This is a genomic window from Sphingomonas sp. MJ1 (PH-R8), assembly GCF_048058635.1.
Classification (GTDB): Bacteria; Pseudomonadota; Alphaproteobacteria; order Sphingomonadales; family Sphingomonadaceae; genus Sphingomonas.
Map to the genome: position 1 here is coordinate 101220 of NZ_JBBEFX010000011.1, position 26378 is coordinate 127597.

A 26378-nucleotide genomic window follows, 5' to 3' on the forward strand; every position below is an offset into this window, starting at 1 on the left:
CAAACTGGTGCGGCGGGAACCGCAGGCCCGCCATTTGCCGTCGTGCTGGCGAAGCTCGGCATACGGGCGGAACCTCGGCAAAGGCCGTGGCCCGGGCCAGCGATCGCTCCAAGTTCGCCGGAAGACCGGCGGGCCGGCCTCAGCGCCCGATGCGGCGCTGCGCCAGGCGGTCCGCGACCTCGGCGTGCGAGGAGCCGGTGCGCTCCGCTTCGTCCCAGACCTCGACCAGTCGCTCCGGGATCTGGCCGATGCGCGCATCGACCTCGGCGCGGTCGCCCTGCCCCAGATACTCCAGCGCGACGTTGATAATGCCGCCCGCGTTGATGACATAATCGGGCGCATAGAGGATGCCGCGGCCGTGCAGGCGCGCACCGTCCGCATGGGTTGCCAGCTGGTTGTTGGCGCCGCCTGCAACCGCCTTGCAGCGGAGCGCCTCGATCGTCGCTGCGTCCAGGATCGCGCCCAGCGCGTTCGGGCTGACGATGTCGACCTCGCTGGTCAGCACTGCGTCCGGAGCCGCCACGGTGGCACCATGCGCGTCCGCGAAGCGCTGCGCACGGGCTGCATCCACATCGGCAACCGTCAGCACGGCGCCGTCGGCGGCGAGCATCTCCGCCAGCCGGCCACCGACGCTGCCCAGGCCCTGGACCGCGACGCGAACGCCCTTCATGTCGCTGGCACCCAGCGCACGCTGGGCTGCGGCACGGACGCCCAGGTACACGCCCTTGGCCGTGTACGGACCCGGATCGCCGCCGACGTTCTCGCCCTCTGCCGGAAGGCCGGAGACGTAGCGCGTCGCCTTGGCGATGGCGGTCATGTCCGCTTCGGAAATGCCGACGTCCTCGGCCGTGATGTAGCGGCCGCCCAGCGACTCGACCGCGCGGCCGAATGCCTGGAGCATTTCCGGAGTCTTGGTGCGTGCCGAGTCGGCCAGCACGACGCCCTTGCCGCCGCCCAGCGGCAGGCCGGCCATCGCGTTCTTGTAGCTCATGCCGCGCGACAGGCGCAGCGCGTCCGTGATCGCAGCAGCGCTATCGGCATAGTGCCAGAAGCGCACCCCGCCTGCGGCCGGACCCAGCTTCGTGGAGTGGACCGCGACCACCGCCTGCAGGCCGGTTTCCCGATCCGAGAAGAGATGCACGCCTTCGTGATCGTCGAAATCGGGGAAGCCCCAGTCGGTCTGCACTGGCTGAATATCCGCGTGTCAGGGAAAGGAGTGGGGCGACCGACGGGACTTGAACCCGCAACTTCCGGCATCACAAGCCGGCGCTCTAACCAATTGAACTACGGTCGCCGCGAAGCCGGCCGCTTAGACGGGGTCGGCGAACTTCGTCAAGCGCGTGTCGCACATCACGTGCAAAGAATGTCCCTGCCCCGTGGTCGCCTGCGGCTGGAAACGCGGCCCCGACTTTGGCAGGAGACACCCTCATGCAGACGTTGGCCTCCCCTTCGCTCGGCTCCGGCTTTCCGGCGGAACCGATCATCGCGTACATTCTCTCGCATCCGGGCGTCCAGCGGGTCCCCAGCCCCAAGCTCACGCTGTTCATGGTCCGCGACTTCCTGCCCCAGGAAATCTGCGCCGCGATGATCGCCCGGATCGACGCTCAGCGCCGGCCCTCCACCATCTCCGACTCCAACGGCGACGCGGCATTCCGCACCAGCGAGACCTGCGACCTCGACCGGTTCGATCCCGAGGTCGCGGAGGTAGAGGCGCGAATCCATCGCTTCTGCGGCATCGATCCTGCGCATGGGGAGCCGCTGCAGGGCCAGCGCTACGCCGTGGGCCAGGAGTTCAAGGCCCACACCGACTATTTCGAGCCGAGCGGCGTCGACTTCCAGCGATACTGCGGAGTGGCGGGAAACCGTACCTGGACGGTCATGCTCTACCTCAACGAGCCGGAGGCAGGCGGCGCGACGCGGTTCAAGGCGATCGACAAGATCGTCCAGCCGGAAACCGGCAAGCTGCTCGCCTGGAACAACAAGCGGCCGGACGGGTCGTGCAACCCGTCGACGATCCACCACGGCATGAAGGTGCGCGCGGGCACCAAATATGTGCTCACCAAATGGTTTCGGGAGCGCCCCTGGAGCTGGTGAGCGGTTCCCAAGCGGAACCGGTCGCAGTCAGTTCCGGAAAATGGGCGACAGCAGGCCGCGCGGCAGCAGCGACCCTGTGCCGCTGCGCCGCCGGAGCTGGTCGGCGTGCTGGGCGATCGCCTGAGCCTCCGCCAGCGACGGGGCGCCGAGCGCCTGGCGCTCCAGCTCTTCCGGGCTCGGGCCCTGCTTAGCGGCCATGACCTGCGGGAAGCTCGCGGTTGTACACCCGGTCGAGATAATAGCCCGCGAGCAGATAGTGCGCCTTCACCGCAGCCGGATCCACCGCGCTCTGCGCCCGCTCCAGCTCGGTCTCCGCGCGCTTGTAGTAATACTGAAGGTCGTCTTCCCTCTGCATCGTACTCTCCATTGGCGGTGCCGGCGAACCGCACCCACCGCGCGAGTATGTCCCTCCTCAGCTCACGCGACACTCACCTGCGTTATATACTCCAGAAGTGCCCGCGAGTCCCTCTTCCATGCACGCGATCGGTGGAGATTCGATGACAGCGATTGGGCCGGTTCTTGCCACTCACTTCGCAAGGTCGTTAGCGCTACTTCCGGCCCCGTCGATCAGAAGGTGATGCTCGCACCCAGCGAAAAGATGCGGCCGAGGCGATAGCTGTTGATGTCGACTCGCTGGCCTTCCGAGAAGGTCTGCGACTCGCGATAGCGGGTGCCGGTCAGGTTGCGAGCCTCCGCCTTCAGCTCGATGGTCTTGCCAGCGACGACGATGCCCTGCCGGCCCACCACGTCCAGGCGAATGCCGGGACGCTCCACCAGGTCGGGAAGGCGCACGCCGCCGCCGCCGCCCACGGGACCGCGGTTGGTGACGCGATCGCTCGCATAGTTGAACAGCACCGTCAGCTGGGAAAGCCGCTCGGTATCCTCGATGCCGAACTGCAGGTTCACCAGATGGTCCGACTGGCCCACCAGCGGCGCACCGTCCTGGAACAGCACGTTGGCCGGGCGGAGCACCGGCTCGGTGCCCGACTGGAGCGGGCTCGCGATCAGGCTGTCGTCGGCTTTGATCTTGGAGTCGGTGTAGGTGTAGTTGGCGATCAGCACGAGGCGGCGGGTCGCGAAGAAGTCCCCACCGAGGCTGGCGAGCGGCAGGTACTTCTGGAACTCCACCTCGCCGCCGAACAGCCGTGCGGACGGAGCGTTGGCAAAGCCCGTCTGGAGCGTGTCCGTGCCCGCCGGGAAGAACGCCACGGCCTCGATCGGATCGTCGATCTTCTTGTAGAAGCCGGCAAGCGAGAGCCGCTGGTCGCGCGCGAAATACCATTCGAAGCGAGCTTCGCCGTTGTAAAGCTGCGAGTCCTTCAGGAACACGTTGCCGAAGAACAGGCGGTCGCTCTCGAAATCCTGGTAGAGCTGGGGCGCGAGTTCGCGGAACTGCGGCCGCGCGAGCGTCTTGGAGGCATGGAGCCGCAGCTGCATGTCCTCGGCGAAGTTCCAGGTGATCGTGGCGGCCGGCAGCCAGTAATCATTGGCAAGCCGGGTGCCGGCAGCGCCGCCGGACGGCAGCACCTCTTCCACCGCATCCTCGTAGCGGACGCCCAGCGTACCGCGCAGGCCGTCCAGGACTTCCGCTTCGGCCTGTGCATAGCCGGCATGTACGCGCAGGCTCGCGCTATAGGCGGCTGCGCCCTGCCCCGTGGAGGTGTTGCGCAGATAGATGCCGTTGGTGAGCACCGTATAGTCGGACAGCAGATAGTCCGGCCGTAGCTGCGAGATCACCGGATCGAGCGCGCCGTTGTTGGCGGCCGAATATTGGAAGGTGTAGCGCGTCGAGTCCCGGTCAGTGTCGTTGTACGCATAGCCCGCCGACAGAATGATCTCCCGCGCCGCGGGGACCTTCCAGCTGACGTTCGCCTGGCCAGACCACAGGTCCTCGTCGAGCTCGCTGAACGCGACGCTGGCCGACTGGAGCCCGGACAGGTTGTTGGTGTAGCGCTCCAGCCCCTCGTTGTACTGGTAGGTGAAGGCGCGCTCGTACGGCGCGTTGCGCTGCGTGTTGGCGTAGGCGCCGCGCAGGTCGAGCGAGACGTCGCCCAGCTTGAACTCGCCGACGAGCTGGCTGTCGATCAGCTGCCGCTCGAACCAGTTCGTGTTCTGGGTGATGAAGGGATCGATGCCGTTGGGCAGCGTCCCGATGTTCGCGGTCGAGCCGCGCGACAGCCGCCCCTGCTTCAGCGTGTCGTGGACATAGAGGTTGGTGAAGCGGATGCGGTTCTCGCCGAACTCGGCGCCTAGGCCCAGCAATCCGCTCAGGATCGCGCGGTTGTCGGTCAGCACGGTATGGAAGTCGCGCAGCAGGATCGCGTCGGGGCTGTCGGTAACCTGCTGCACCGCGTCGCGGGTGCGCCAGGTGTTGCTGAAGCCCGCCGCCGCGATCACGCCGATGCGCGTGGCGCCCACATCCTTGGCCGTGCCGAAGCTCATCTCGGCGGAATAATTCGCCGGAAGCTGCGCATTCTCCTGAAGCAGCGTCGTCGGCGCGTTCGACATCTGGGTGAGTTGCGCCGGCGTCAGCGAGGTGCCGTCGGCACCCGCACCGTTGACGAAGCCCGGCACGTCGCGCTCGCCGCTGTCGAAGCCGGTCCAGTCGTAGCGGCCGCCATCATAGACATAGCCGAGTTCGCTGGTCGTGACCGTGTCGGCGCTGAGCGAGCCGCCGATCTGAAGGAAGGTCTCCTCGGGGACGGCGCGGGTGGTCAGGTTCACCACGCCGCCGCCGAACTCGCCGGGATAGTTCACGGAATAGCTCTTCTGCACCAGCGCAGAGGCGATGACGTTGGTGGGGAAGATGTCGAGCGGCACCACGCGGCGCAGCGGCTCGGGGCTGGGCAGCGGAGATCCGTTGAGCAGCGACGACGAATAGCGGTCACCCAGACCACGGACATAGACGAAGCCGTTGCCTACGACCGAAAGGCCGGTCACCCGCTGCAGCGCGCCGGCGATGTCGCCTTCGCCGGTCCGCGCGATGTCGGCGGTGGAGAGGACGTTCACGACCTGCGGGGTCGCGCGAACGGCGTCGGGAATGTTGCGGCCGACCACCACGATCTCGCCGCCCATGTCCGCGCCCGGCGTCGACACGTCGACCTCCGGTTCGGCGGGCGCACCCGCGTCCGGGGAGACGGTGGTTCCGGCCGGCGGGGTCGCAGGCGTGGTGGTGGTCTGCGCCTGGACCGGCAGCGCCCAGGCTGTCGAGGCGAGCAGAGTGGTCAGGAACACGGTCTTCTTCATGGCTGCTGCCCCGGCGGTCTGGTCAGGAGATGTGGGGCGGAGGACGCGAACGTCCCCCGCCCATCGGTCTTAGTTGGGAAGCGCGGTGCAGCTGGCGCTGGTCGCGAATGCCGCCCGGTTCGAGCTGCAGGTCCAACCACGGTACCAGGTGTCGTTCGCACCGTTCACCGCACCGACGTAGCTGGTCTTCACCAGGAAGCTGGTGCCCGTCGGGTTGAGGGTGGAGGCGTCGAACGGCGTCGCCGAAAGCGCGGCACCGGCCGGGAAGTAGGTGTTGGACAGCAGGCCCGAACCATTCTCCAGGTTGTTCGTGCCGGCCGTGAACACCGCGCGCTGTTCGGCGCTGGTGACGGTGATGTTGTTGACCGTGGTCTCCGCATAGGGGTTCGCGCAGCCGAACAGCACCGAGTCGAACATCGGCGGGCCCTGATCCTCGAGCGCCGGGTTGGCCGGGCGGATCGTGGTCTTGCCGCTGGCATCGGCGCCGGCGACGATGTTCAGGCAGGCGACCGGGCTGACGACGATGCCGTTGACGAAGCGTGCGTCGGCACCACCGCGGATACGGATCGCCGCATTCACGCCGCTCGACGTATGCACGAAGGTGAAGTTGGCGAGGTTGTAGCGCTGGCGCGGCAGCACGTCCTCGTTGCCGTTGGAGTCGATCTCCGTCGCGTAGGTGTCGCTCTGCGTGTTGTTCGGCTTTTGGATCGCGAGCAGGAACTGGACGAAGCCCTGCCAACCCACATCGGTATCCAGGCCGTCGTCATCGGCGCCGGTCATCACCAGGTAGCGCAGGTTGGTGCGGCCGCCGAAGATCTCGATGCCGTCGTCCGAGCTGTTGTGCACCTGGACGTGGTCGATGGCGGTGCCCGAACCGGTGCCGCCCAGCGTCAGGCCCTGCAGTTCGTTGTTGGGGCTGATGATGGTGCCCGAGTAGCGGATCTGGACGTAGCGGATGGTGCCGCTGTTGTCGGTGGGCGTCGCGCCGCCGTACAGCGCGGTGCTGGTGCCTTCGACGACGTTCTCGCACTGCGCCGTACCCGGCGAGACCGTGGCGTTGCAGTTCGAGATCGGCGCACGGCCGGCGAGAATGATGCCGCCCCACAGGCCCTGCGTCTCGTCGGTCACTTCGCCGGTCAGGTTCTGCTGCGCGGTGAAGATGATCGGCTGGGTCTCGGTGCCCTCGGCAACCAGGCGCGAGCCGCGGTTGACCACCAGGAAGTCGTTGTCGCCGTCGGCCTTTGCATAGACGATCGCGCCCGGCGCGATGGTCAGCGTCGCGCTGACGCCGCCCGGAGCATTGCCTGCACCGCCGATGTCGACGCCCACGTCGACGCGGCCGTTCATCTCATAGGCGACGCCTGCGACCTTCGGCAGCGACAGCGCCGAGGTGATCTGCGACGGCAGGCGGCAGCTGCGATAGTTGCCGATGACGCCGACGTTGCTGGTGCCGGTCGGGCAGTCCGCGGCCGGCGTGCCGGGCGTCGGGGTCGGCGTGGGCTGAGGGGTCGGCGTCGGGGTCGGCGTTCCCGGGATCACTACGGTGCCCTCGCCAGGCGATGCCACACTCGAGGAACCGTCGCAGCCGGCCAGCGCCACCGCGGCGCAGCTCGTCAGCAGGATCAGGCTCATGCGCTTCAGGTCGGCCATGAAATCTCCGTTCCGGGAAAAACCCCGGGGCTTGCAGGACAGGCGCGACCGATCGGAGGACGTTCCCCCATCGGCCTCGGCGGCCCTCCTAGGCAGCGGAGGTGACACGTTGATGCGATTCCGGGGACAGCTCGGTGACAGGAACGTTACAGAAGCGTGACAAGCCGGCCAGGCCGCCAGGGATCCCTCGCCACGCGCTTTGCGACTCCCTATGGCTGCGCAATGAGCGGTTTTCGTCGCACCGACAGCGCGCAGAAATGGCACACCGGAGAGCACGGCCGGCGAGCCGCCGGTCGCCGCATGCTGCCCCGGTGGATCGCGATCGCCGTGCTCGCCGTCCCCGCCGCCTGTGACGGGTCCAGCAGCGATCCGCGCCGGGCGGACGCGCGATCCCGCGCCCCTCTTGTCGAGCGGCTCGCGCAAGCAGACGTCGCGCAGGGCCGGCGGCTGTTCCGCCAGTGCGCCGCCTGCCACACCGTTGCTCCGGGCGGCGGCGACCGCAACGGACCGAACCTCCACGGCGTCGTGGGACGCCCGGTCGCCGCCGGCAGTCGCCGCTTCGGCTACACCGCCGCACTGGAGGCGATCGGCGGGACCTGGACGCCCGAGCGACTCGACGCCTGGCTCCGGAACCCACAGCGGTTCGCACCGGGCACTTCGATGATCTATGCAGGGATGCCGAACGGCGTCGACCGCGCCGACGTGATCGCCTTCCTTCGGCAACAGGCCCCCACGGCTGAACAGGGTGCGGCCGCGGACTGAGCGGCAGCAACAGCCCGGGCCGAAGAACCTGTTCGGCCGTTCTGCGCCCCCTTCCTGATGCTCCTGGCCGCCCCGCCTGAATGGCGCGCGCACGCTGCTCATCCGGCGGCGCCGGCTGCTTCGGTTCTCAGGAAGCAACGCGCGTAGACTCCGACGCTGTTGCGACGCACTCGACCATGTGAGCGGCTCATATAGTATGACAAGTATGCTTGAACCGATGGCAGCAGCGGCGTAGTATCCGACAAGAACCGGCGGAGGTCCCTGACCGACACGCCGGGAGTTCAGGAGAGTATGCATGCGCAGGATTCCCGCGTTTACCGCGTCCGTGATCGCCCTTGCCATTGCTGGCCACGCCCATGCCCAGGCGGCGCAGGAAGGTACCACGCCAGCCAACGGCCAGGATGGCGCCGCTGCAGGCACAGCCCAGTCGACGGCCGGCTCGCCCGCCGAGGCGCCGGACCAGGCTGGTGATGCGACTGCCGCCGACGATGGCTCCGAAATCGTCGTCACCGGTATCCGCGCCAGCCTCGCGCGCGCGGCCGAGATCAAGCGGACGGCAGCCCAGGTCGTGGATTCGATCGTCGCGCAGGACATCGGCAAGTTCCCCGATCCCACGACTGCCGCCGCGCTTCAGCGCGTGCCGGGCGTTCAGGTGACGGTGGGCGGCAACAACGAGATCCAGAACCCGCTAATCCGCGGCCTCGGCGACATTCTCACCACGCTCGACGGGCGTGAGATCTTCACAGCCGATGGACGCACCTTTGCTTTCCAAGATCTGCCGGCCGAGGCAATCGCGCGGCTGGACGTCTACAAGTCGAACACCGCGAACCTGATCGAGGGTGGCGTCGCCGGTACCATCGACCTGCGCCTCAACAAGCCGTTCAACTATACCGAGCCGACGATCGCGATCAGCGGCAAGCTCAACTATCCGTCCAACGTGGAGAAGCTGGGGCCGCAGGTGAGCTTCCTTGCCACCGATCGTTGGGACACCAGCATCGGCGAGATCGGGGCGCTGCTCAACGTCTCCTGGTACGACATCCCGTTCAACCGCCCGTACAACTATGTGGCGGAGCGGCGCGCCGGCAGCGGCAGCAGCGAAGGCATTCTGCTGCCGATCTCGACGGGCGGCCTCAACGAATACGGCCGCTATCAGCGGCCGCAGGCCAACGGCTCGATCCAGTGGCAGGCGACGCCCAGCCTCGAAATCTACATCGACGGCCTATATTCGGCCTACCGCAGCAAGTTCTCGACCGGCTTCTACGAATATCGGCTGGGGACGGCGGAGAGCGTCTCCAACATCGTGCGCAGCGACAACTGCTTCACGGCGAACGTCGGGCCGGACGGCTTCAACCCGAACGCCACCACCGACCCCACGCAGATCACGCAGCAGCAGCTGTGCGGCTTCAATTCCGCGACGTTCAACAACCTGGAGGCGTTCAGCTCCACCCAGGCGCACAACAATCGCACCGACACCTGGCTCGCGGCAGGCGGCTTCCGCTTCGACCGCGACCGGCTGAAGGCGAACGTCGACGTCAGCTACGAACGGTCGATCGTCAACAATGAGAACTTCATCGTCGACATCGGCAAGCGGGTGCCGGAGGCGACGCTCGCGTTGGTGAATGACGATCAGACCGCGACGGTCACCGCGCCGGGCAACCCAATGGCGGATGCACGCGGCCTCACCTTCATTAACGCCCTGTTCCAGGACTATGTGCGCTCCAGCGGCGGCCTGTTCGCGGTCAAGGGTGATGCGACGTACGAGACCGACACGATCCTGAAGACGATCGAGCTCGGCGCCCGCTATGCCGATCGCAGCGCCCGCTTCCAGCAGGTGCAACTGGGCGTCGCGCCGCCGGGAGGCTCGTTCGCAACGCCGATCACGGCGATCGACCTGCCGCTGGAGCGCGCGGCGGGCATTCCGCAGATCAACAACGGGGCCCCCTTCCTGCTCCCCTCCCGCGACTATCTGCTGTCGGATTCCGGCCAGGCCACGATCCGGGACTTCTTCGGCGCGCCGGACGGCCAGCCTGCATTCGACCCCACGCGTGAGTTCAACGTCGGGGAGAATAGCTATGCCGGCTATGTCCAGGCAGGGTACGAAGTGCCGTTCGGCAGCGGCCCAGTGGTTCTCGATGGCAAGCTCGGCGTCCGGTACACGCGCACGGACCGGGACATCACCGGCACCGGGGTCGTCAGCGGCTCGCCGGTGACGACCACCAGTTCGAACAGCGACACCGATTGGCTGCCCAACGCCAGCGCGCGACTGCAGCTTGGCGGCGGGCTCCAGCTACGCGCTACCTATGCACGCACCATCGCGCGGCCGAGCTTCGCGTCGCTCAACCCGGGTCTCAACTACATCGTCTCGACAAACCCGAACATCCGCAACAGCGGCTCCGGCGGCAATCCGGACCTGCGCCCGCAGAAGTCGGACAGCTTCGACGCCACGTTCGAATATTATTGGAACGACGGGTATTTCGCGATCGCCGGCTACTACCGCGACATCAGCGATCGCGTCGTCGACGGCGTGACGGCCGAAGAGATCGACGGCATCGTCTACAACATCTCGCGCCCCCGCAACGTCGGCAGTGCCAAGCTGAAGGGCATCGAGGTCAGCGCCCAGACCTTCTTCTCGTTCCTGCCGGGCGACCTTGCCGGCTTCGGCGCCTTCGGCAACTTCACCCTCGCCGATTCCAAGATCGGGGGCGATGATCCGCTGGCCGGCTACACCCTGCAAGGCGTGTCGAAGTATAATTTCAACGCCGGCCTGCTGTACGACCGCAACGGAATCTCGGCCCGCGTCGTCTACACCTATCGCTCGAAGTATTTCGACGAGGACCGCTCGGGCGCGGGCGACGTCCGGCCGGTCGGCACGGAGACCTGGCTGAACTACGTCCGGCCCAACGGCCGCCTGGACTTCAGCGTGGGCTACGACATCAACAAGAACGTCACCCTGACGGTCGAGGGCAGCAACATCCTGCGGTCCCGCTATCGCAGCTACATCGACCAGGATTTCCTGTGGCGCGACACCCGCACCGACGACAGCCTCTACGCAGTCGGGGTGCGCACGCGCTTCTGATGAGGGAAACTCCGGCGCGCGAGCCTGTCGCGCGCCGGAAGCCTTCCGCCTAGTCGCATTCGACGCTGTTGCGGTCGATGGCGCGTCCGCCCAGCGCACCCGCGCCCGCACCCAGGATGGTGCCGAGCGTCTTCGAGCCGCCCGGGGCGATGATGTTCCCGAGCACGCCGCCCGCCAGGCCGCCGATGATGGTGCCTTCGGTCCCGTCGTCGCGCTTGCAGTAGTAGCGGCCGTCATTGCCCCGATAGATCCGGTCGTTCTCGGACAGGCGCCGTCGGCGCTCGCCCTCACGGCGGCGATCATCCCCGCGTCGGTAGTCCGACTGGCCATAGCCGTTCTGGCTGTTGTAGCCGGGACGGCCATAGTCGTCCCCCATGCAGGCGCCCAACGGCAATGCGCAGGCCATGCCCACGGCGATCTTCAAGAGGGTGGTGTTCAAGATCATGCTCCCTTTCCTCGGGGAAAATACCCAGGCGCGGCAGGGGACCTTACCCGGTCCGCCACAGCGTCTTCCCTGGCTAACCCCCAGCGCCCTGCTTTGGTTCATCGCGACGCGATGAGCCGAACCGCGGGCGACACCTACCCCTCGATGAACAGTGCCCGGACCTTCTCGAAACGAACCTGAGCCCGAAGATCGGAGGGCGTGCAGGACGCCAACCGCTCGCACGCATCACCTTCTTCCGCAAGAATGGAGCCGGGCGGCGCAGTCCACAGGATAGTCCAGGGCGTGAAATTGTTCGGCGACAACAAGATACCGGCGAGCGCCCATTGCATCGGTGAGCGAGAGGTGCGCTAATCCAGCCCAGCGGGTGATCGCGGATGGAGCAGCACAAGATGCGGGCAAGTTCGTTTCTCTGGGCCTTCTTGGCGGTGAGCCTGCCGGGGTGCGGTGGTGATGATGGCGGAGAGAGCGGTTCGCCACCCCCGGTCGCGACGCCCACCCCCTCGCCGACACCGACTCCCACGCCGACCCCCTCCCCGACTCCCGAGCCGGTCGTCGCAGTCGACCAACGGGTGGTAGCCACCTTCGACAACCCGTGGGCCATGGTGTTTCTTCCGGACGGCCGCATGCTCGTGACGGAAAAGCCCGGGCGCCTGCAACTCGTCACCCAATCCGGCGCCAAGACTGCGGTCGCAAACGTGCCGTCCGTGCGGTTTGCCGGACAGCTGGGCTTGCAGGACGTCGTCCTCGATCCCGGCTACGCCTCGAACAACCGCATCTGGATCACCTATGCGGAGGCGGCTTCGGGCGGGGAACGGCTCGCGGTCGCGCGTGCGACCCTCACCCTCTCCGGGACACCACGCCTGGAGGATAGCGTGGTGGTCTGGCGGGCGACCCCAGCGACGACGGGCGGGCAGCTGGGCGGGCGGCTCGCCTTCGCGCCGGATGGCCGATACCTGTTCATCAGCACGGGCGAGCGCCAGCAAGGAGCGCCCGCACAGGACATGACGGGAACCCTGGGCAAGATCGTCCGGATCAACCTCGACGGCACCCCGGCCGCGGGAAATCCCTTCGCATCCACAGCCGATGCCCGTCCCGAGATCTGGAGCCTTGGCCACCGCAACCCCTATGGGCTGGTGTTCGCCGCCGACGGACGGCTGTTCGAATCCGAGATGGGTCCTGCCGGTGGGGACGAGTTCAACCTGATCGTCGCCGGCAAGAACTATGGCTGGCCGCGGGTGTCCGAAGGGGACAATTACGACGGAACCTCGATTCCCCGGCATTCCACGAACAGCGCCTACACAGCCCCGCTGGTCAGCTGGTCGCCGGTGATCGCGCCGGGCGGAATGATCCAGTATCGCGGCTCGGCCTTCGCGGGCTGGACCGGCGACTTCCTGCTTGCCGGCTTGGTGCAGCAGGGCTTGGTGCGCGTCCGTGTGACCGGCGATCGCGCCAGCGAAGTGGCGCGGATCGGCCTTGGCGCACGCACCCGCGAGGTGGAGGAAGGGCCCGGCGGATCGCTCTGGATCCTGCGCGACGGCGATAATGGCGCGCTGGTCGAGCTCACGCCCCGATAAGCAGAAGACGAGCCTCGAAAACCGCAACGCCGTCCGGCCTCTTCAGCAATGCTGGAGCGGCCGGACGGCGCGGGTTCGATATGGTGGGCGCGGCTGGGATTGAACCAGCGACCCCTGCGGTGTGAACACAGTGCTCTACCACTGAGCTACGCGCCCGTGCGCCTTGCGGCGAAACCGGGAAGCGGGCCTTTAGGCGGTGGAAACCAGGCTGTCCAGCCCCTTCGCCTGAAAAACCCGCTGGTCGATCAGTTGACCGAATCCTTCAGGCCCTTGCCTGCCTTGAACTTGGGCTGCGAGGACGCCTTGATCGTCATCGGCTCGCCGGTGCGCGGGTTGCGGCCGGTCGATGCCTTGCGCTTGCTGACAGAGAAGGTGCCGAAACCCACCAGACGCACCTCGTCGCCCTTTTTGAGGGCGGCCGAGATCGACTCGAACACCGCCTCGACCGCCTTTGTCGCATCACCGCGGCCCAGCCCCGAAAGATCGGCGACCTGACCAATCAGCTCCTGCTTGTTCATTCGTTCTAACCCCTTTTTGTCGTTGGGGAGCAGGGCACGCGATCGGCCGATCCGCCCCCCCGGCAGCCGGGGCAGTTAATGCGCCTCTCCCCGGCCCTGTCAAAGCAATTCGCCTGCACTTTGCCCCGGACATGCGCCATCCAGCCGCACCGGCCTGGGCTGCTGCGGACGGTCGTTGCCGCCGCCGCAGCCCGGGCCGAGGTCGGGACCTAGTGGTGGCGTACCTCGCCGATGCCCGGCACCGCGGTCGGCGGCTGCACCGCCAGTTCGTCGGCATCGGTCCAGTCGATCGCCTCCAGCGGGCCGGTGAGCGCCAGGCGCAGCACCTCGTCGACATGGGAGACCGGCACGATCTCCAGCCCCTCGCGGATGTTCGCGGGGATGTCGGCCAGGTCCTTCTCGTTCTCCTGCGGGATCAACACGGTGGTGATGCCGCCCCGCATTGCCGCCAGCAGCTTTTCCTTGAGGCCCCCGATCGGCAGCACGCGGCCGCGCAGCGTCACCTCGCCGGTCATCGCCACCTCGCGCCGTACCGGCACCCCGGTCAGCGTCGAGACGATCGAGGTCACCAGGCCGATACCCGCCGACGGACCGTCCTTGGGCACCGCGCCCTCGGGAAGGTGGACATGGACGTCCTTGCGGTGGAACAGGCTGGGCTTGATGCCATAGGTCGGGGCGCGCGCCTTGACGAAGCTCATCGCCGCCTCGACCGATTCCTTCATCACGTCGCCGAGCTTGCCGGTCGTCTTGATCGCGCCCTTGCCGGGCACGGTCACGGACTCGATGGTGAGCAGCTCGCCGCCCACCTCGGTCCAGGCGAGGCCGGTGACGGCACCGATCTGGTGCTCCTCCTCGCCCACGCCGAAGCGATACTTCCGCACGCCTGCAAACTCGTGGAGGTTCTCCGGCGTCACGGTCACGCTTTCGGCCTTCCCTTCCAGGATGCGGCGCAGCGCCTTGCGCGCGAGCTTGGCGATCTCACGCTCCAGCGTGCGGACGCCGGCTTCCCGCGTGTAGTAGCGGATCAGGTCGCGCAGGCCCTCGTTGGTCAGCGCGAACTCGCCTTCCTTCAGCCCGTGCGCGTCGATCTGCTTGGCGATCAGGTGGCGCTCGGCGATCTCGACCTTTTCGTCCTCGGTATAGCCCTCCAGCCGGATGATCTCCATGCGGTCGAGCAGCGGCTGCGGCAGGTTGAGCGAGTTCGCCGTGCACACGAACATCACGTCCGACAGATCGATGTCGATCTCGAGGTAATGGTCGCTGAACTTCGCGTTCTGCTCCGGATCGAGCACTTCCAGCAGTGCCGAGGCGGGATCGCCGCGGAAGTCCTGGCCGAGCTTGTCGATCTCGTCGAGCAGGAACAGCGGGTTGCTCGCGCCAGCCTTGCGCAGGTTGGTCACGATCTTGCCCGGCAGCGAGCCGATATAGGTGCGCCGGTGGCCGCGGATCTCGGCCTCGTCGCGCACGCCGCCCAGCGACTGGCGAATGAACTCGCGCCCCGTCGCCTTGGCGATCGACTTGCCGAGAGAGGTCTTGCCGACGCCCGGCGGGCCGACGAGGCACAGGATCGGCCCCTTGAGCTTGTTGGTGCGCGCCTGGACCGCGAGATACTCGACGATCCGGTCCTTGACCTTCTCCAGCGCATAATGATCCTGGTCGAGCACGGCTTGCGCAGTCGGCAGGTCCTTCTTGAGCTTCGAGCGCTTGCCCCACGGCAGGCCCAGCAGCACGTCCAGATAGTTGCGCACCACCGTCGCCTCGGCGGACATCGGCGCCATGGTCTTGAGCTTCTTGAGCTCGGCGGTCGCCTTGGTGCGGGCTTCCTTGCTGAGCTTAAGCGTCGCGATCTTCTGGGTCAGCTCGGCGATCTCGTCGCCCTCGCCTTCCTCGCCCTCATTGCCGAGCTCGCGCTGGATCGCCTTCAACTGCTCGTTGAGGTAATATTCGCGCTGGGTCTTCTCCATCTGCCGCTTCACGCGGCTGCGGATCTTCTTCTCGACCTGGAGCACGCCCAACTCGCCTTCCATGAAGGCGAACACCATCTCCAGCCGCTTGACCGAATCGCCCTCGACCAGCAGCGACTGCTTGTCCGCGACCTTGACGGCGATGTTGCCGGCGACCGCATCAGCCAGGCGCGACGCATCCTCCAGCTCGCCGAGCTGGCCTGCGGTTTCCGCCGGCAGCTTGCGGTTGAGCTTCGCGTAATTTTCGAACTGGTCGACGACCGAGCGCATCAGCGCCTGGACCTCGGCACCCTCTGCCGGGGCACCCTCCACGGGTGCGACATTGGCGGTCAGGAAGCTGCCGCTCTCGTCGAGCGTCTCGAGCGCCGCGCGTTCCTTGCCGGACACCAGCACGCGCACGGTGCCGTCCGGCAGCTTGAGCAGCTGCAGCACCTCGGCGGTGACGCCCATGTCGTAGAGATCGTCGCGGCTGGGATCGTCCTGCGCGGGATCGAGCTGGGCGACCAGGAAGATCTCCTTGTCGGCCGCCATCGCCGCTTCGAGCGCCGCGACCGACTTGTCGCGGCCGACGAACAGCGGAACGATCATGTGCGGGAAAACCACGATATCGCGCAGCGGCAAGACGGGATAGGACTTGTTCATGCAAACTCCGGCGGCGCCGCACGCCGGCGCCATTGGTCCGTATATGGGGATGTGGCGCGGCGGCATCAATCGCCGGCCGACCGCAACCACGCTCCCCGCCGGCTTGTGAGGCGCAGCCACGTCGCCCATGAAGGGTCGATGTTCAAGATCGCCGCGCCGCTGCTGCCGCTTCTGCTCTCGCTCCCCGCGTCCGCCCAGCCGATCGAGAAGGGAATGCCGCCCATCAGCGCGCAGACCCAGCGGTCGGGCGGCGCGCTGAGTGCCGAGCGCGCCGCCCTGCGGCTGTATTCGGCGGACCTGGCGATCGAGGTGATCCCGGCCCGTCAGCAGCTGTCCGGTGTGGCGACGCTGGAGCTGCGCACCCTCGCCCCCGTCCAGCAGCTGCGGGTCGACCTCGACACCAACCTGCCGGTCTCCACGGTGGCCCTCGCCGGGAAGACCCTGCCGCGCGCTGCCTGGAGCCATGCGGACGGCGTCCTGACCGTGACGCCGAACAGCCCCGTCGCCGCCGGCGCAAGCGTGACCCTGCGCATCACCTATGCGGGCACGCCGCATGTGGCGGTCCGCGCGCCTTGGGACGACGGCATCGTCTGGTCGCAGGCGCCGGGCGGGGCCCATTGGGTGGCGACGACCGCACAGGGCTATGGCTGCGACCTGTTCTGGCCGTGCCTGGACTTTCCCCAAGGGGAACCCGCCGTCGTCACGCTCCACATCACCGTGCCCAAGGGGCTGAAGGCGCCCGCGAACGGCGTGCTGCTCGGCGTGGACACGCTGGCGGACGGACGCACGACCTGGAACTGGCGGGCAAAGACGATCAACCCCTATGATATCGCGCTGAACATCGGCCCCTATGCGGAGCTGTCGGGCAGCTACCGCAGCCGTTTCGGCAACAGCGTGCCGCTCCACTACTGGTACCTGCCCGGCAAGGAGGCGCAGGCGAAGCGGCTGTTCGCCGAATTCGCCCCCACGCTCGACTTCTTCGAGACGCTGATCGGCCCCTTCCCGTTCGGTGCCGAGAAGCTGGGCGTCGTCGAGACGCCGCACATGGGCATGGAGCACCAGACCATCAACGCCTATGGCAACAACTATGCCCAGGCGCCGGAGGGCTTCGACTGGCTTTTCCAGCACGAGCTGAGCCACGAATGGTTCGGCAACCAGATGACGGCGGCCGACTGGGACGACTTCTGGCTGCACGAAGGCTTCGCCCAGTACATGCAACCGCTCTACGGCCGCTGGCGGGAGGGCGAGGCGCGCTATGCGGCCATGATGGCGGAGCAGCGGCTGCGCATCTTCAACAAGGCACCGCTGGTCTCCGGCACCTCCCGCACCAGCGAGGAGGTGTACGAGGACGGCAAGGGCGGCCCGGGCGGCGACATCTATTTCAAGGGCGCCTGGGTGCTCCACACCCTGCGCAACCTGATCGGCGACGGCGCCTTCTTCGACGCCACCCGCCGGCTGGTATATGGGCGACCGGACCCGCGCACCGGCAATTTCGAGCCGCGCTTCGCCACCACGCCCGAGTTCGAGAGGCTGGTAGCGCAGGCGGCCGGGCGCGACCTCGGCTGGTTCTTCGACATCTATGTGCACGAGGCGGCCCTGCCCGAGCTGGTCGAGACCCGCGACGGCGACCAGCTTCACCTGCGCTGGAAGACACCGAACGCGCGCCCCTTCCCCATGCCGGTCGAGGTGCAGGTGGGCGAGCGCCTGGAGACCGTTCCCATGACCGGCAACCAGGGAAGCCTGACCGTGCCTGCCGGCGCGCATGTGGTGATCGACCCGATGGCGCGGATCCTGCGCCGGTCGGAAGCCGTGGAACGGTATCAGGCCCAGCGCGCCGCCAAATAGCCCCTCACGCCGCGGCGGCGACCAGGGCCTCCAACGCCGGCAAGGCGAGCGGCCCGGCGCAGAGATAGCCCTGGAAGAACTGGCAGCCTTCCTTGGCGAGCAGGTCGAGCTGCTCCTCCGTCTCGACCCCCTCCGCGACGACGGCGAGGCCAAGCGACCGCGCCATGTCGATCACGCCGCGCACCACCACCCGGTCGCGCGGCGATCCGGTGATGTCCTGCGTCAGGCTCTTGTCGATCTTGAGATAGTCGAGCGGCAGCGCCTTCAGATAGGCGAGGCTCGAATAGCCCGTGCCGAAATCGTCGATCGCCACGCGGCATCCGCCGGTGCGCAGCTCGGCAAGCAGGCCGGACGCCTCCCCCAGATCCTCGATCAGCCCGCTTTCGGTGATCTCCACGGTCAGCCGGTTGCGCGGAAAGCCGCTTGCGTCGACGCGCTCGAGCAGCAGGTCGGCGAAACCGGGGTGCGCCACATCCTCCGCCGTCACGTTGATCGACAGGCGCAGATGGGCGAGGCTCTCCGGCCAGCGCGCCGCGCGGCGCAGGGCGCAACCCTGGACATGTTCGGAAAGCACGACGCTGAGCCCGGCACGCTCTGCTGCCCCGAACAGCGCTTCCGCGCCGATCTCACCCAGGACGGGATGTCGCCAGCGCGCGAGCGCCTCCACGCCCACGATGCGGCCGCCGCCGATTGCGACCTGCGGCTGGAACAGGATCTCCACCTCGTCCCGCTCCATCGCCTGCGGGATGTCGAGCGCGAGCCCGTCGAGCTCCTCGCGCCGCCGCCGATCGCCCTCTGCCGCGTCGACCGCGGACCGCGCCCTCTGGAGTAGCTGGGCGGCGGTCTCGCCGCCAGCGCCCGTCACATGAGCGGTGCGCGTGGAAAGCCGCGCGACCTGCTCGCCGGTGACGAACGGGCGTGCCAGCGCCTGGCGAACCGCGGCATCCGCGCGCTGCATCTGCGCATCGGCGACACCGAACGCCCCGATCAGGAACTCGGCGCCCTCCGCGCGCGCAATCACCGCCCGCCGGCCGAGCGGCTCCCCGACCGCCGTCTCGATCCGCCGCAAGGCGGCGCGCAGCAGCCAGTCGCCTGCCTCGCGCCCAAGGTCGCGGTTGATCGCTTCCACTCCGCTCAGGGCCACCAACGACAGCGAGACCGGGTGCCCCGCCCCCAGTCGCCCCTCGATCCAGGCGGTCGCGCCGGCGAGGTCACGGACTTCCGGGCCGGCCGGCGCAGGGACGGCGCCGCTGTCTGCGACCAGAGGCTCCACCAGCGCACGCATGCCGCCTCCGTGCGGATCGCGCTGCAGGTGCACCACCATCCGGCCTTGTCCCGGGACGGTTTGCGCGAACGCGACCGCCGGGCGCCCTTCGTCCAGGCTGCGGCGGGCGGCGCGCAGGCTCGCGCGCGCGGATTTCGGCAGCGCCCCCAACAGCGCACGAGTCGTCGGCGCAAGATCGAGGTGAAGCATCGAGGCCAGGGCAGGAGAAAGGCGGTGGCGGTCACTCGCGCGATCATAGGACCAGGCAAGCGCCCCGGCGCGCCCGTCCAGGTCCCGCCAGCCGCCGCCCAGGCGCTCGACGTGGCGGAAGGCGAAGCGCACCGCCTGCGCCAGTTCGATCTCGGTGACGGGGCTCACCAGGAAGTGGGTGGCGCCTGCGGCAAGCACGTCGTCCAGGCGCGCGGCATCCCCCTTCGACAACAAGGCCAGCAGCGCGCCCGGCGCGTCCGACACAGGCGCCGCAAGGTCCGCCAGCGCGGCAAGCCCGTCCTCCAGCGCGCCGCGTGCATCGACGACAGCGATAGGGGCGCCGCTCGTTCGAAACCGCTGTGCAACCCCGTCCCTGCGGCGGGCGGCGATCACCTGCCAGCCGGCCTTGGCGTAGAGGTTCGACAGTTCGTCGCGCTGCCGGAACGAGAGAAGGAACAGCATCGGGTCCGCGATGCCCTGGCTCGTGCCGACTGCGCCCATTTGCCCCATGCGCGGACCCTAGCCGCCCGGCACGGGTTCGCCAATCCGCCACGGCCTTGTCTCATCTCGGGCGAAGCCCTAGCTCAAGGGAATGGCAAGCGCCTCCGCCCTGATCGATGCGCATGGCCGCACCATTCGCTACCTGCGCATCTCCGTGACGGATCGATGCGACCTCCGCTGCCGCTATTGCATGTCGGAGACGATGCAGTTCCTGCCGCGCGAACGCCTGATGAGCGTCGACGAGATCGCCAGCCTGGCGGAATGCTTCATCGCACGCGGCGTGCACAAGATCCGCCTTTCGGGCGGCGAACCGCTGATGCGGGGCGACACGGTGGCCCTGGCGGAGCGGCTGGGAAGCCGGCTGGGCAACGGGCTCGACGAGCTCACCATGACGACCAACGCCACCCGCCTCGCGCGGCATGCCGGGGCGCTTGCGGCGGCGGGGATCCGGCGCATCAACGTCAGCCTCGACAGCCGCGATCCCGACACCTTCCGGCATATCACCCGGACCGGCGACCTGGCGCGGGTCCTGGAAGGGATCGAGGCGGCGCGCGCGGCCGGCATCGCCGTCAAGATCAACATGGTGGCCCTCAAGGGGCTCAACGAGCACGAGATCGCGCCGATGCTCGCTTGGTGCGGGGAGCAGGGCTTCGACCTTTCCCTCATCGAAACCATGCCGCTCGGCGTCATCGACGAGGATCGTACCGACCGGTTCCTGCCGCTGCCCCAGGTGTTCGAGGACCTCTCGGCGCAATTCCCTCTCGTGCGGGATGCCTTCCGCACCGCCGGCCCCGCCCGCTATTGGCAGCTCGCGGGCACCACCACGCGGCTGGGCCTCATCTCGCCGCTGACCGCCAACTTCTGCGACGGGTGCAATCGCGTGCGACTGACGACCGAAGGATTGCTCTACCTCTGCCTGGGGCAGGATGCGCATGTCGACCTTCGCGCAGCCTTGCGCGACGGCGGCCCGCCCGCAGTCGATGCGGCGATCGAGGCCGCCATGGCGCGCAAGCCCGCCGCACACGACTTCCGGATCGCGCCCGGCGCGGCCCCGGCCGTTGCCCGTCACATGAGCGTCACCGGCGGATGACCACGCCGCTGCGCCGAGCGCTGATCGCCTCCCCGACGCCCGCTGCGCAGGAGGCGGAGCGGGAACTGCGCGAGCAGTATGAATGGGCGTCTCTGGAAGAGGCCGAGCTGGTGGTCGCGTTGGGCGGCGACGGCTTCCTCCTCCAGGTGCTGCACCAGTTGCTGGAGTGCCGGTCCAACGTGCCGGTCTTCGGCATGAACCTCGGCACCGTCGGGTTCCTGATGAACGAGTGGCGCCTGGGCGGCCTCGACGAGCGGCTGGCGCGCGCGAAGCCGTTCAAGGTGTCGCCGCTGGAAATGCTGACGGAGACGATCTCGGGCGAGGTTCGCCGCCTGCCCGCCATCAACGAGGTGTCGTTGCTGCGCGAGACGCGCCAGGCCGCCAAGATCGAGGTCAGCGTGAACGATCGGGTGGTGATGCCCGAGCTGGTCTGCGACGGCATCCTGGCAGCGACCCCGGCGGGCTCCACCGCCTACAACCTGTCCGCGAACGGCCCGATCCTGCCGCTCGGCTCGGCGATGCTGGCGCTGACGCCGATCAGCCCGTTCCGGCCGCGTCGCTGGCGGGGCGCGATCCTGCCCGATCGCGCGCGTATCTCGCTTCGCATCCTGGAGGCTGAGAAGCGCCCCGTGAGCGCCGTCGCCGACCAGCGCGAGGTGCGCGATGTCGCGCGCGTCGAGGTGGAGATCGACCGCATGCGCGACCTGACGCTGATGTTCGACCCGGAGCATGCGCTCGACGACCGAATCACGATGGAACAGTTTATCGCCTGAGGCGGCGCGAAATTTGAGTTATTTCCGGCCCGGATCAGGCACTTAGTGGAAATCCGGAAAAAAGCCGCGCGGGATGCTTGCCAGATCCGAAAACCCGCTGCTATAGGCGCGCCTCCGAAGCGTTCCCCGGTAGCTCAGCGGTAGAGCAATCGACTGTTAATCGATCGGTCGCCTGTTCGAATCAGGCCCGGGGAGCCACTCTTCCAGACATCGTCGACTGCTTGCAGGGCCGAGGGCTGCTCCCTCCGTCTGCCGTGGGAAGAGCACTGGCCGCGCAGCGCCGAAGCCACCCCTGACGTGCGCTCCTCGTGGGACGGCCGCTTCAGCACAATCCGCACGCCAGCTTACCGGACGAGACGCGCGCCAGCGCACCTGTCCGGGCGCGGAACGATGGGGGAGCTTGTAAGCCCCTCTACTGAAACGTCTTTTCGAGCGCGGTCACATACCGTTCAGGAACGGCTAAGCTGCGAAGTTGCACAACTCATCGTACCGGGTCAAAGAACCCAAACGCCCCGACGTTCGTTCTGAGGTTGTGCCGCCCTTCGTCGGCGAAAATATGCGGCAGTGGAGAAACTCGATGCAGTCATCCAGGTTCGATCGCAAGCGTCTCGCCGGTTTCGGCACTGCGATCGTGGGAGCGCTGGTGCTCGCCGCCTGCGCTACCCCAACCCCCTATCGGCCGGCGACCGGCAGCGGCTTTGCCCGGACGGGGTATTCCGACGAGCAGATCGAAGCCAATCGCTTCCAGGTCACCTTCGCCGGCAACACGCTCACGTCGCGTGAGACGGTCGAGCGCTACCTGCTGTTCCGCGCCGCACAGCTGACGGTCGAGCGTGGCTTCGACTATTTCGTCCTCGTCGACCGCGACACCGAACGTCGTACGCGCACCTATGCGACGCCCGATCCCTACTGGGGCGGCTATGGCGGCTTCGGCGCGTGGAGCCCCTACTGGCGCTTCCACGGTCCGGCCTATGGCTGGCGCGGCTGGGGACCCTATGGCGACCCGTTCTACAACACGGATATCCGCACGGTCGACAAGTACGAGGCGTCGGCGGAGATCATCGTGGGTCGTGGGCCGAAGCCGACGGACAATGTGCGCGCGTTCGATGCGCGGGCGGTGATCGAGAACCTCGGTCCGCGCGTGCAGATGCCGCAGCCGAACTGATCCCCCTTCCCCTCCAGCAAAAAGGGGTCGCTGCCCATCGGCAGCGACCCCTTTTTTGTGCTTCGGCAACGCCGCGCGGGAAGTCCTGAGGCAACGGCTGCTAGCCCTCGCGGGCGGGCAGCCGTGGCGCCCCGATCCCCTTACAGCTGGCCGTGGCAGTGCTTGTACTTGAGGCCCGAGCCGCACGGGCACGGCGCGTTGCGGCTCACCCGGCCGACCCACTCCGCCGGATCCTCGCCCAGAGCTTCGGCGCTCGGCTGCGGCATCTGCATCGGCGGCATGCGGGTGGTCAGGTAGCCGCTGCCGGCGTCCTGGTCCCAGGTGTCGTCGTCGCCGGTCAGCGGGTCGAAGTGACTGGTCAGGAAGTCCGGCAGCTCGGGAAGCGGCGGCGGCGTGAAGTTGAAGTTGAAGTTCGCCACCGCCAGCGTGCGGGTCACATCCTCGCGGATGCTGCCCAGCATGCGCTCGAACAGCGCGAACGCCTCCTGCTTATACTCGTTGATCGGCGTCTTCTGCGCATAGGCGCGCAGGTGGATCACCGCGCGCAACGCGTCGAGCATCGCCAGATGCTCCTTCCAGTGGTGGTCCAGGTTCTGGAGCAGGATCGACTTCTCGATCTGCGTCCACGCGGTCGGCTCTAGTTCGGCTGCCTTCGCCTCGACCACCTGGTCCGCCAGCGTGCGGATACGCTCTTCCAGCGTTTCCGCCTCCAGCCCGTCTTCTTCCGCGATCCACTGCGCGACCGGCGCGTCGACGCCCAGCACCTCGGCTGCGCGTTCGGTCAGACCCGCCACGTCCCACTGCTCGGGATAGGAGTTGGGCGGCACGGCCTCGCCGACGATCGCGTTCACCGTCTCGGCACGCATGTCGGCCACCACGTCCCCCACCGTGTCGGCATCCATGATGTCGGCGCGCTGCTCGTACACGACCTTGCGCTGGTCGTTCATGACGTTGTCGTATTCGACGACCTGCTTGCGGATGTCGTAGTTGCGCGCCTCGACCTTCTTCTGCGCGGTCTCGATCGCCTTCGACAGCCACTTGGAGCCGATCGCCTCGCCATCGGCGATGTTGGAGCGCATCATCTTGGCGAACAGCGTGTCCGGCCCAAAGATGCGCAGCAGATCGTCGTCCAGGCTCAGGTAGAAGCGTGACAGGCCCGGGTCGCCCTGGCGCCCCGAACGGCCGCGCAGCTGGTTGTCGATGCGCCGGCTCTCGTGGCGCTCGGTGCCCAGCACGAACAGGCCGCCGGCGGCGAGCACCGCCTGCTTCTCGGCCGTGATCTCCGCACGGATCTTCTCGGCCGCCGCCTCATACTCCGGCGTGCCTGCCTCCAGCTCCGGATGCTCGTCGAGCATGCGGAACTCCAAGTTGCCGCCCAGCTGAATGTCGGTGCCGCGACCCGCCATGTTGGTGGCGATGGTCACCGCCCCCAGCCGGCCCGCCTGGGCGACGATGTGCGCTTCCATCTCGTGGTAGCGCGCGTTCAGCACCTTGTGGGGCACCTTTTCCTGGGTGAGGAATTCAGACAGCAGCTCCGACTTCTCGATCGAGACGGTGCCGACCAGCACCGGCTGGCCGCGCTCGGCATGCTCTCGGATCTTGCGCGCGATCGCCAGGAACTTGTCCTGGGTCGTCTTGTAGAACTCGTCCTCCTCGTCGACGCGCTGCACCGGCACGTTGGTGGGGATCGAGACGACGTTCATCTTGTAGATGTCGAAGAACTCGGCCGCCTCGGTCGCCGCGGTGCCGGTCATGCCTGACAGCTTGGGATACATGCGGAAATAGTTCTGGAAGGTGATCGAGGCGAGCGTCTGGTTCTCCGGCTCGATCGTCACGCCTTCCTTGGCCTCGGTCGCCTGGTGCAGGCCGTCCGACCAGCGGCGGCCGTCCATCATGCGGCCGGTGAACTCGTCGATGATGACGACCTTGCCGTCCTTCACCAGGTAATCGACGTCGCGGCGGAACATCATGTTCGCGCGCAGCGCCTGGTTCAGGTGGTGGACGACCTGGGTGTTCTCGAAGTCGTAGAGGTTCGCACCCTGGAGCAGCCCGGCGGCCTCGAGCAGTCGCTCGGCCTTTTCGGTGCCGTCTTCCGTCAGGATGACGCTCTTCTGCTTCTCGTCCTTCTCGTAATCGGCTTCTTCGAGCTGCTTCACGATCGCGTCGACGGACAGGTACAGGTCGGACTTGTCGTCCGTCGGCCCGGAGATGATCAGCGGGGTACGTGCCTCGTCGATCAGGATCGAGTCCACCTCGTCGACGATCGCGAAGGCGAAGGGACGCTGCACCATCGACTCGCGATCATACTTCATGTTGTCGCGGAGGTAGTCGAAGCCGAACTCGTTGTTCGTGCCGTAGGTGATGTCCGCGGCATAGGCCTGGCGGCGCTCGCCATCGGACACGTTGGGGACGATCACGCCCGTGGTGAGCCCCAGGAAGCCGTAGATCCGCCCCATCTGCTCGGCGTCGCGCCGCGCAAGGTAATCGTTCACGGTGATGACGTGCACGCCCTCACCCGGCAGCGCGTTGAGATAGGTGGCGAGCGTCGCCACCAGCGTCTTGCCCTCGCCCGTGCGCATCTCGGCGATCTCGCCACGGTGGAGCACGATGCCGCCGATCATCTGCACGTCGAAGTGGCGCATGCCCAGCACGCGCTTCGATGCCTCGCGAACGGTCGCGAACGCCTCCGGCAGCAGGGAATCGAGCTTTTCGCCATTGGCGAGGCGCTCGCGGAAACGCGCCGTCTGCTGCGCGAGCGTCTCGTCGTCCATCGCTTGGATCTGGGCTTCGAAGCCGTTGATCTTGTTGACGATCGAACCCAGCGACTTGACGTAACGATCGTTGGAAGAACCGAAGAGGGACTTGGCAAGGCCGCCGAACATGGCTGTTCCTTCATGATGGGGAGCGGAGCCGCGCCCGGTGCGCGGCATTCCGAGAGGCGCGCCTGTCAGGCGCGGTGAAACTGGGGTGGAGGACGCCCGCACGCGCGGGCGGCACGTTCACTCGAGCGCGCTGTCGACCCTGGAGCGGACATCGACGGGGGGTACGGCATAGGGCGCCGGCACCGGCGACAGCCGCGCGCCGTCCAGTGCGCTGCTGGCGCGAACGACCAGGGGCGCGTGATCGGCAACATCGGTCGCCACTTCCGCCGCGATCTTGCCCGCAACCTGCTCGACCTGCCGCGCCTCTACCGGAGTCGCGCCGACCAGGGCCCCGGTGAGGCCGGTCAGCAGCGCGGAGAGGAACAACAGGAGACGCAAGCGACGATCCATCGGCGAAGAGCTAGCCCGTGCCGCAATGGCGCCGGGCAGCGGTGGAGATAATGGGCGCACGGCGATCCGTCCACCCGAAAGCCGGGCAGACGCGGGCCGGCCGCCGGGCGGCGGGCCCTCAGCACCTTTCCATCGCAAAATCACTCGACGGATCGGGCGCACGGACGCATGGACCGGAGCCATGGCTACCACCCGCTCCCCCCTCCGGAGAGAGTGTAGATCTCGGTGGGGGGCGGAGCAGTAAAGGGGGGGGGGGGGGGGGGGGGGGGGGGGGGGGGGGGGGGGGG

19 protein-coding genes and 3 tRNA genes are annotated in these 26378 nt (G+C 67.6%); 9 read left to right on the forward strand and 13 right to left on the reverse strand.

Annotated elements, in window-relative coordinates; genetic code table 11:
* Positions 1-139 precede the first annotated feature (139 nt).
* Positions 140-1186, reverse strand: coding sequence for a Glu/Leu/Phe/Val family dehydrogenase (locus VPH46_RS11040; RefSeq protein WP_416611209.1), 1047 nt, complete (start codon positions 1184-1186; stop codon positions 140-142).
* A gap of 31 nt (positions 1187-1217) precedes the next feature.
* Positions 1218-1294, reverse strand: a tRNA-His gene (locus VPH46_RS11045).
* A 134-nt stretch (positions 1295-1428) separates the two neighbouring features.
* Here VPH46_RS11045 and VPH46_RS11050 point away from each other — a divergent pair.
* A complete protein-coding gene (locus VPH46_RS11050; protein WP_416611211.1) occupies positions 1429-2094 on the forward strand; it encodes a prolyl hydroxylase family protein in 666 nt (221 codons plus the stop codon).
* A gap of 27 nt (positions 2095-2121) precedes the next feature.
* On the opposite strand, the gene VPH46_RS11055 is transcribed toward VPH46_RS11050, so the two are convergent.
* From VPH46_RS11055 to VPH46_RS11070, 4 genes are all read right to left on the reverse strand, one after another.
* Positions 2122-2292 carry a hypothetical protein gene (locus VPH46_RS11055; protein ID WP_165889953.1) on the reverse strand — a complete coding sequence of 57 codons (171 nt, stop codon included), beginning with the start codon at positions 2290-2292 and terminating at the stop codon, positions 2122-2124.
* The gene (locus VPH46_RS11060; RefSeq protein WP_164521292.1) at positions 2282-2449 is read right to left on the reverse strand and encodes a hypothetical protein; all 168 of its coding nucleotides are present in this window, start codon (positions 2447-2449) and stop codon (positions 2282-2284) included. The genes VPH46_RS11055 and VPH46_RS11060 overlap by 11 nt, the downstream gene beginning before the upstream one ends.
* A 212-nt stretch (positions 2450-2661) precedes the next feature.
* Positions 2662-5340 carry a TonB-dependent receptor domain-containing protein gene (locus VPH46_RS11065; RefSeq protein WP_416611213.1) on the reverse strand — a complete coding sequence of 893 codons (2679 nt, stop codon included), beginning with the start codon at positions 5338-5340 and terminating at the stop codon, positions 2662-2664.
* Between the two features lie 69 nt (positions 5341-5409).
* Complete coding sequence (locus VPH46_RS11070; RefSeq protein ID WP_204991388.1) at positions 5410-6990, reverse strand: hypothetical protein; 1581 nt, start codon at positions 6988-6990, stop codon at positions 5410-5412.
* 222 nt (positions 6991-7212) lie between these two features.
* Between VPH46_RS11070 and VPH46_RS11075 the strand changes: the two genes are divergently transcribed.
* Together VPH46_RS11075 and VPH46_RS11080 are read left to right on the forward strand one after the other, a co-directional pair.
* The gene (locus VPH46_RS11075; RefSeq protein WP_416611216.1) at positions 7213-7752 is read left to right on the forward strand and encodes a c-type cytochrome; all 540 of its coding nucleotides are present in this window, start codon (positions 7213-7215) and stop codon (positions 7750-7752) included.
* Between the two features lie 295 nt (positions 7753-8047).
* Positions 8048-10828 (forward strand): TonB-dependent receptor, encoded by a 2781-nt coding sequence (locus VPH46_RS11080; protein ID WP_416611218.1) that lies wholly within the window; start codon positions 8048-8050, stop codon positions 10826-10828.
* Between the two features lie 49 nt (positions 10829-10877).
* Here VPH46_RS11080 and VPH46_RS11085 read toward each other — a convergent pair whose 3' ends face one another.
* The gene (locus VPH46_RS11085; RefSeq protein WP_239555501.1) at positions 10878-11273 is read right to left on the reverse strand and encodes a glycine zipper 2TM domain-containing protein; all 396 of its coding nucleotides are present in this window, start codon (positions 11271-11273) and stop codon (positions 10878-10880) included.
* Positions 11274-11662: 389 nt separating this feature from the next.
* Between VPH46_RS11085 and VPH46_RS11090 the strand changes: the two genes are divergently transcribed.
* Positions 11663-12847, forward strand: a complete 1185-nt coding sequence (locus VPH46_RS11090) for a PQQ-dependent sugar dehydrogenase (RefSeq protein ID WP_416611220.1) — start codon at positions 11663-11665, stop codon at positions 12845-12847.
* 81 nt (positions 12848-12928) lie between these two features.
* Here VPH46_RS11090 and VPH46_RS11095 read toward each other — a convergent pair.
* From VPH46_RS11095 to lon, 3 genes are all read right to left on the reverse strand, one after another.
* Positions 12929-13003: transfer RNA gene (locus tag VPH46_RS11095), tRNA-Val, on the reverse strand.
* Positions 13004-13092: 89 nt separating this feature from the next.
* Positions 13093-13365, reverse strand: coding sequence for an HU family DNA-binding protein (locus VPH46_RS11100; protein ID WP_125962450.1), 273 nt, complete (start codon positions 13363-13365; stop codon positions 13093-13095).
* A 209-nt stretch (positions 13366-13574) separates the two neighbouring features.
* Positions 13575-15971 (reverse strand): endopeptidase La, encoded by a 2397-nt coding sequence (gene lon, locus VPH46_RS11105; protein ID WP_416611223.1) that lies wholly within the window; start codon positions 15969-15971, stop codon positions 13575-13577.
* A gap of 138 nt (positions 15972-16109) precedes the next feature.
* On the opposite strand from lon, the gene VPH46_RS11110 reads away from it, so the two are divergent.
* Complete coding sequence (locus VPH46_RS11110) at positions 16110-17816, forward strand: M1 family metallopeptidase (RefSeq protein ID WP_416611225.1); 1707 nt, start codon at positions 16110-16112, stop codon at positions 17814-17816.
* A gap of 4 nt (positions 17817-17820) precedes the next feature.
* Here VPH46_RS11110 and VPH46_RS11115 read toward each other — a convergent pair whose 3' ends face one another.
* Positions 17821-19800: an EAL domain-containing protein gene (locus tag VPH46_RS11115; protein ID WP_416611227.1), complete on the reverse strand. Its 1980-nt coding sequence runs from the start codon at positions 19798-19800 to the stop codon at positions 17821-17823.
* An 82-nt stretch (positions 19801-19882) separates the two neighbouring features.
* Between VPH46_RS11115 and moaA the strand changes: the two genes are divergently transcribed.
* The 4 genes from moaA (at position 19883) to VPH46_RS11135 (ending at position 22819) form a co-directional block, all read left to right on the forward strand.
* A complete protein-coding gene (gene moaA, locus VPH46_RS11120; RefSeq protein WP_416611229.1) occupies positions 19883-20881 on the forward strand; it encodes a GTP 3',8-cyclase MoaA in 999 nt (332 codons plus the stop codon).
* Positions 20878-21654, forward strand: a complete 777-nt coding sequence (locus VPH46_RS11125) for an NAD kinase (protein WP_125962455.1) — start codon at positions 20878-20880, stop codon at positions 21652-21654. Before moaA ends, VPH46_RS11125 begins: the two co-directional genes overlap by 4 nt.
* A gap of 123 nt (positions 21655-21777) precedes the next feature.
* Positions 21778-21852 (forward strand) — tRNA-Asn (locus VPH46_RS11130).
* Between the two features lie 379 nt (positions 21853-22231).
* Entirely contained in the window at positions 22232-22819 is a 588-nt protein-coding gene (locus tag VPH46_RS11135) for a CC0125/CC1285 family lipoprotein (protein WP_317893820.1), read from the forward strand.
* 140 nt (positions 22820-22959) lie between these two features.
* On the opposite strand, the gene secA is transcribed toward VPH46_RS11135, so the two are convergent.
* The gene (secA, locus tag VPH46_RS11140; protein WP_416611232.1) at positions 22960-25701 is read right to left on the reverse strand and encodes a preprotein translocase subunit SecA; all 2742 of its coding nucleotides are present in this window, start codon (positions 25699-25701) and stop codon (positions 22960-22962) included.
* A gap of 117 nt (positions 25702-25818) precedes the next feature.
* Entirely contained in the window at positions 25819-26079 is a 261-nt protein-coding gene (locus VPH46_RS11145; protein WP_239436229.1) for a hypothetical protein, read from the reverse strand.
* Positions 26080-26378: the final 299 nt, after the last annotated feature.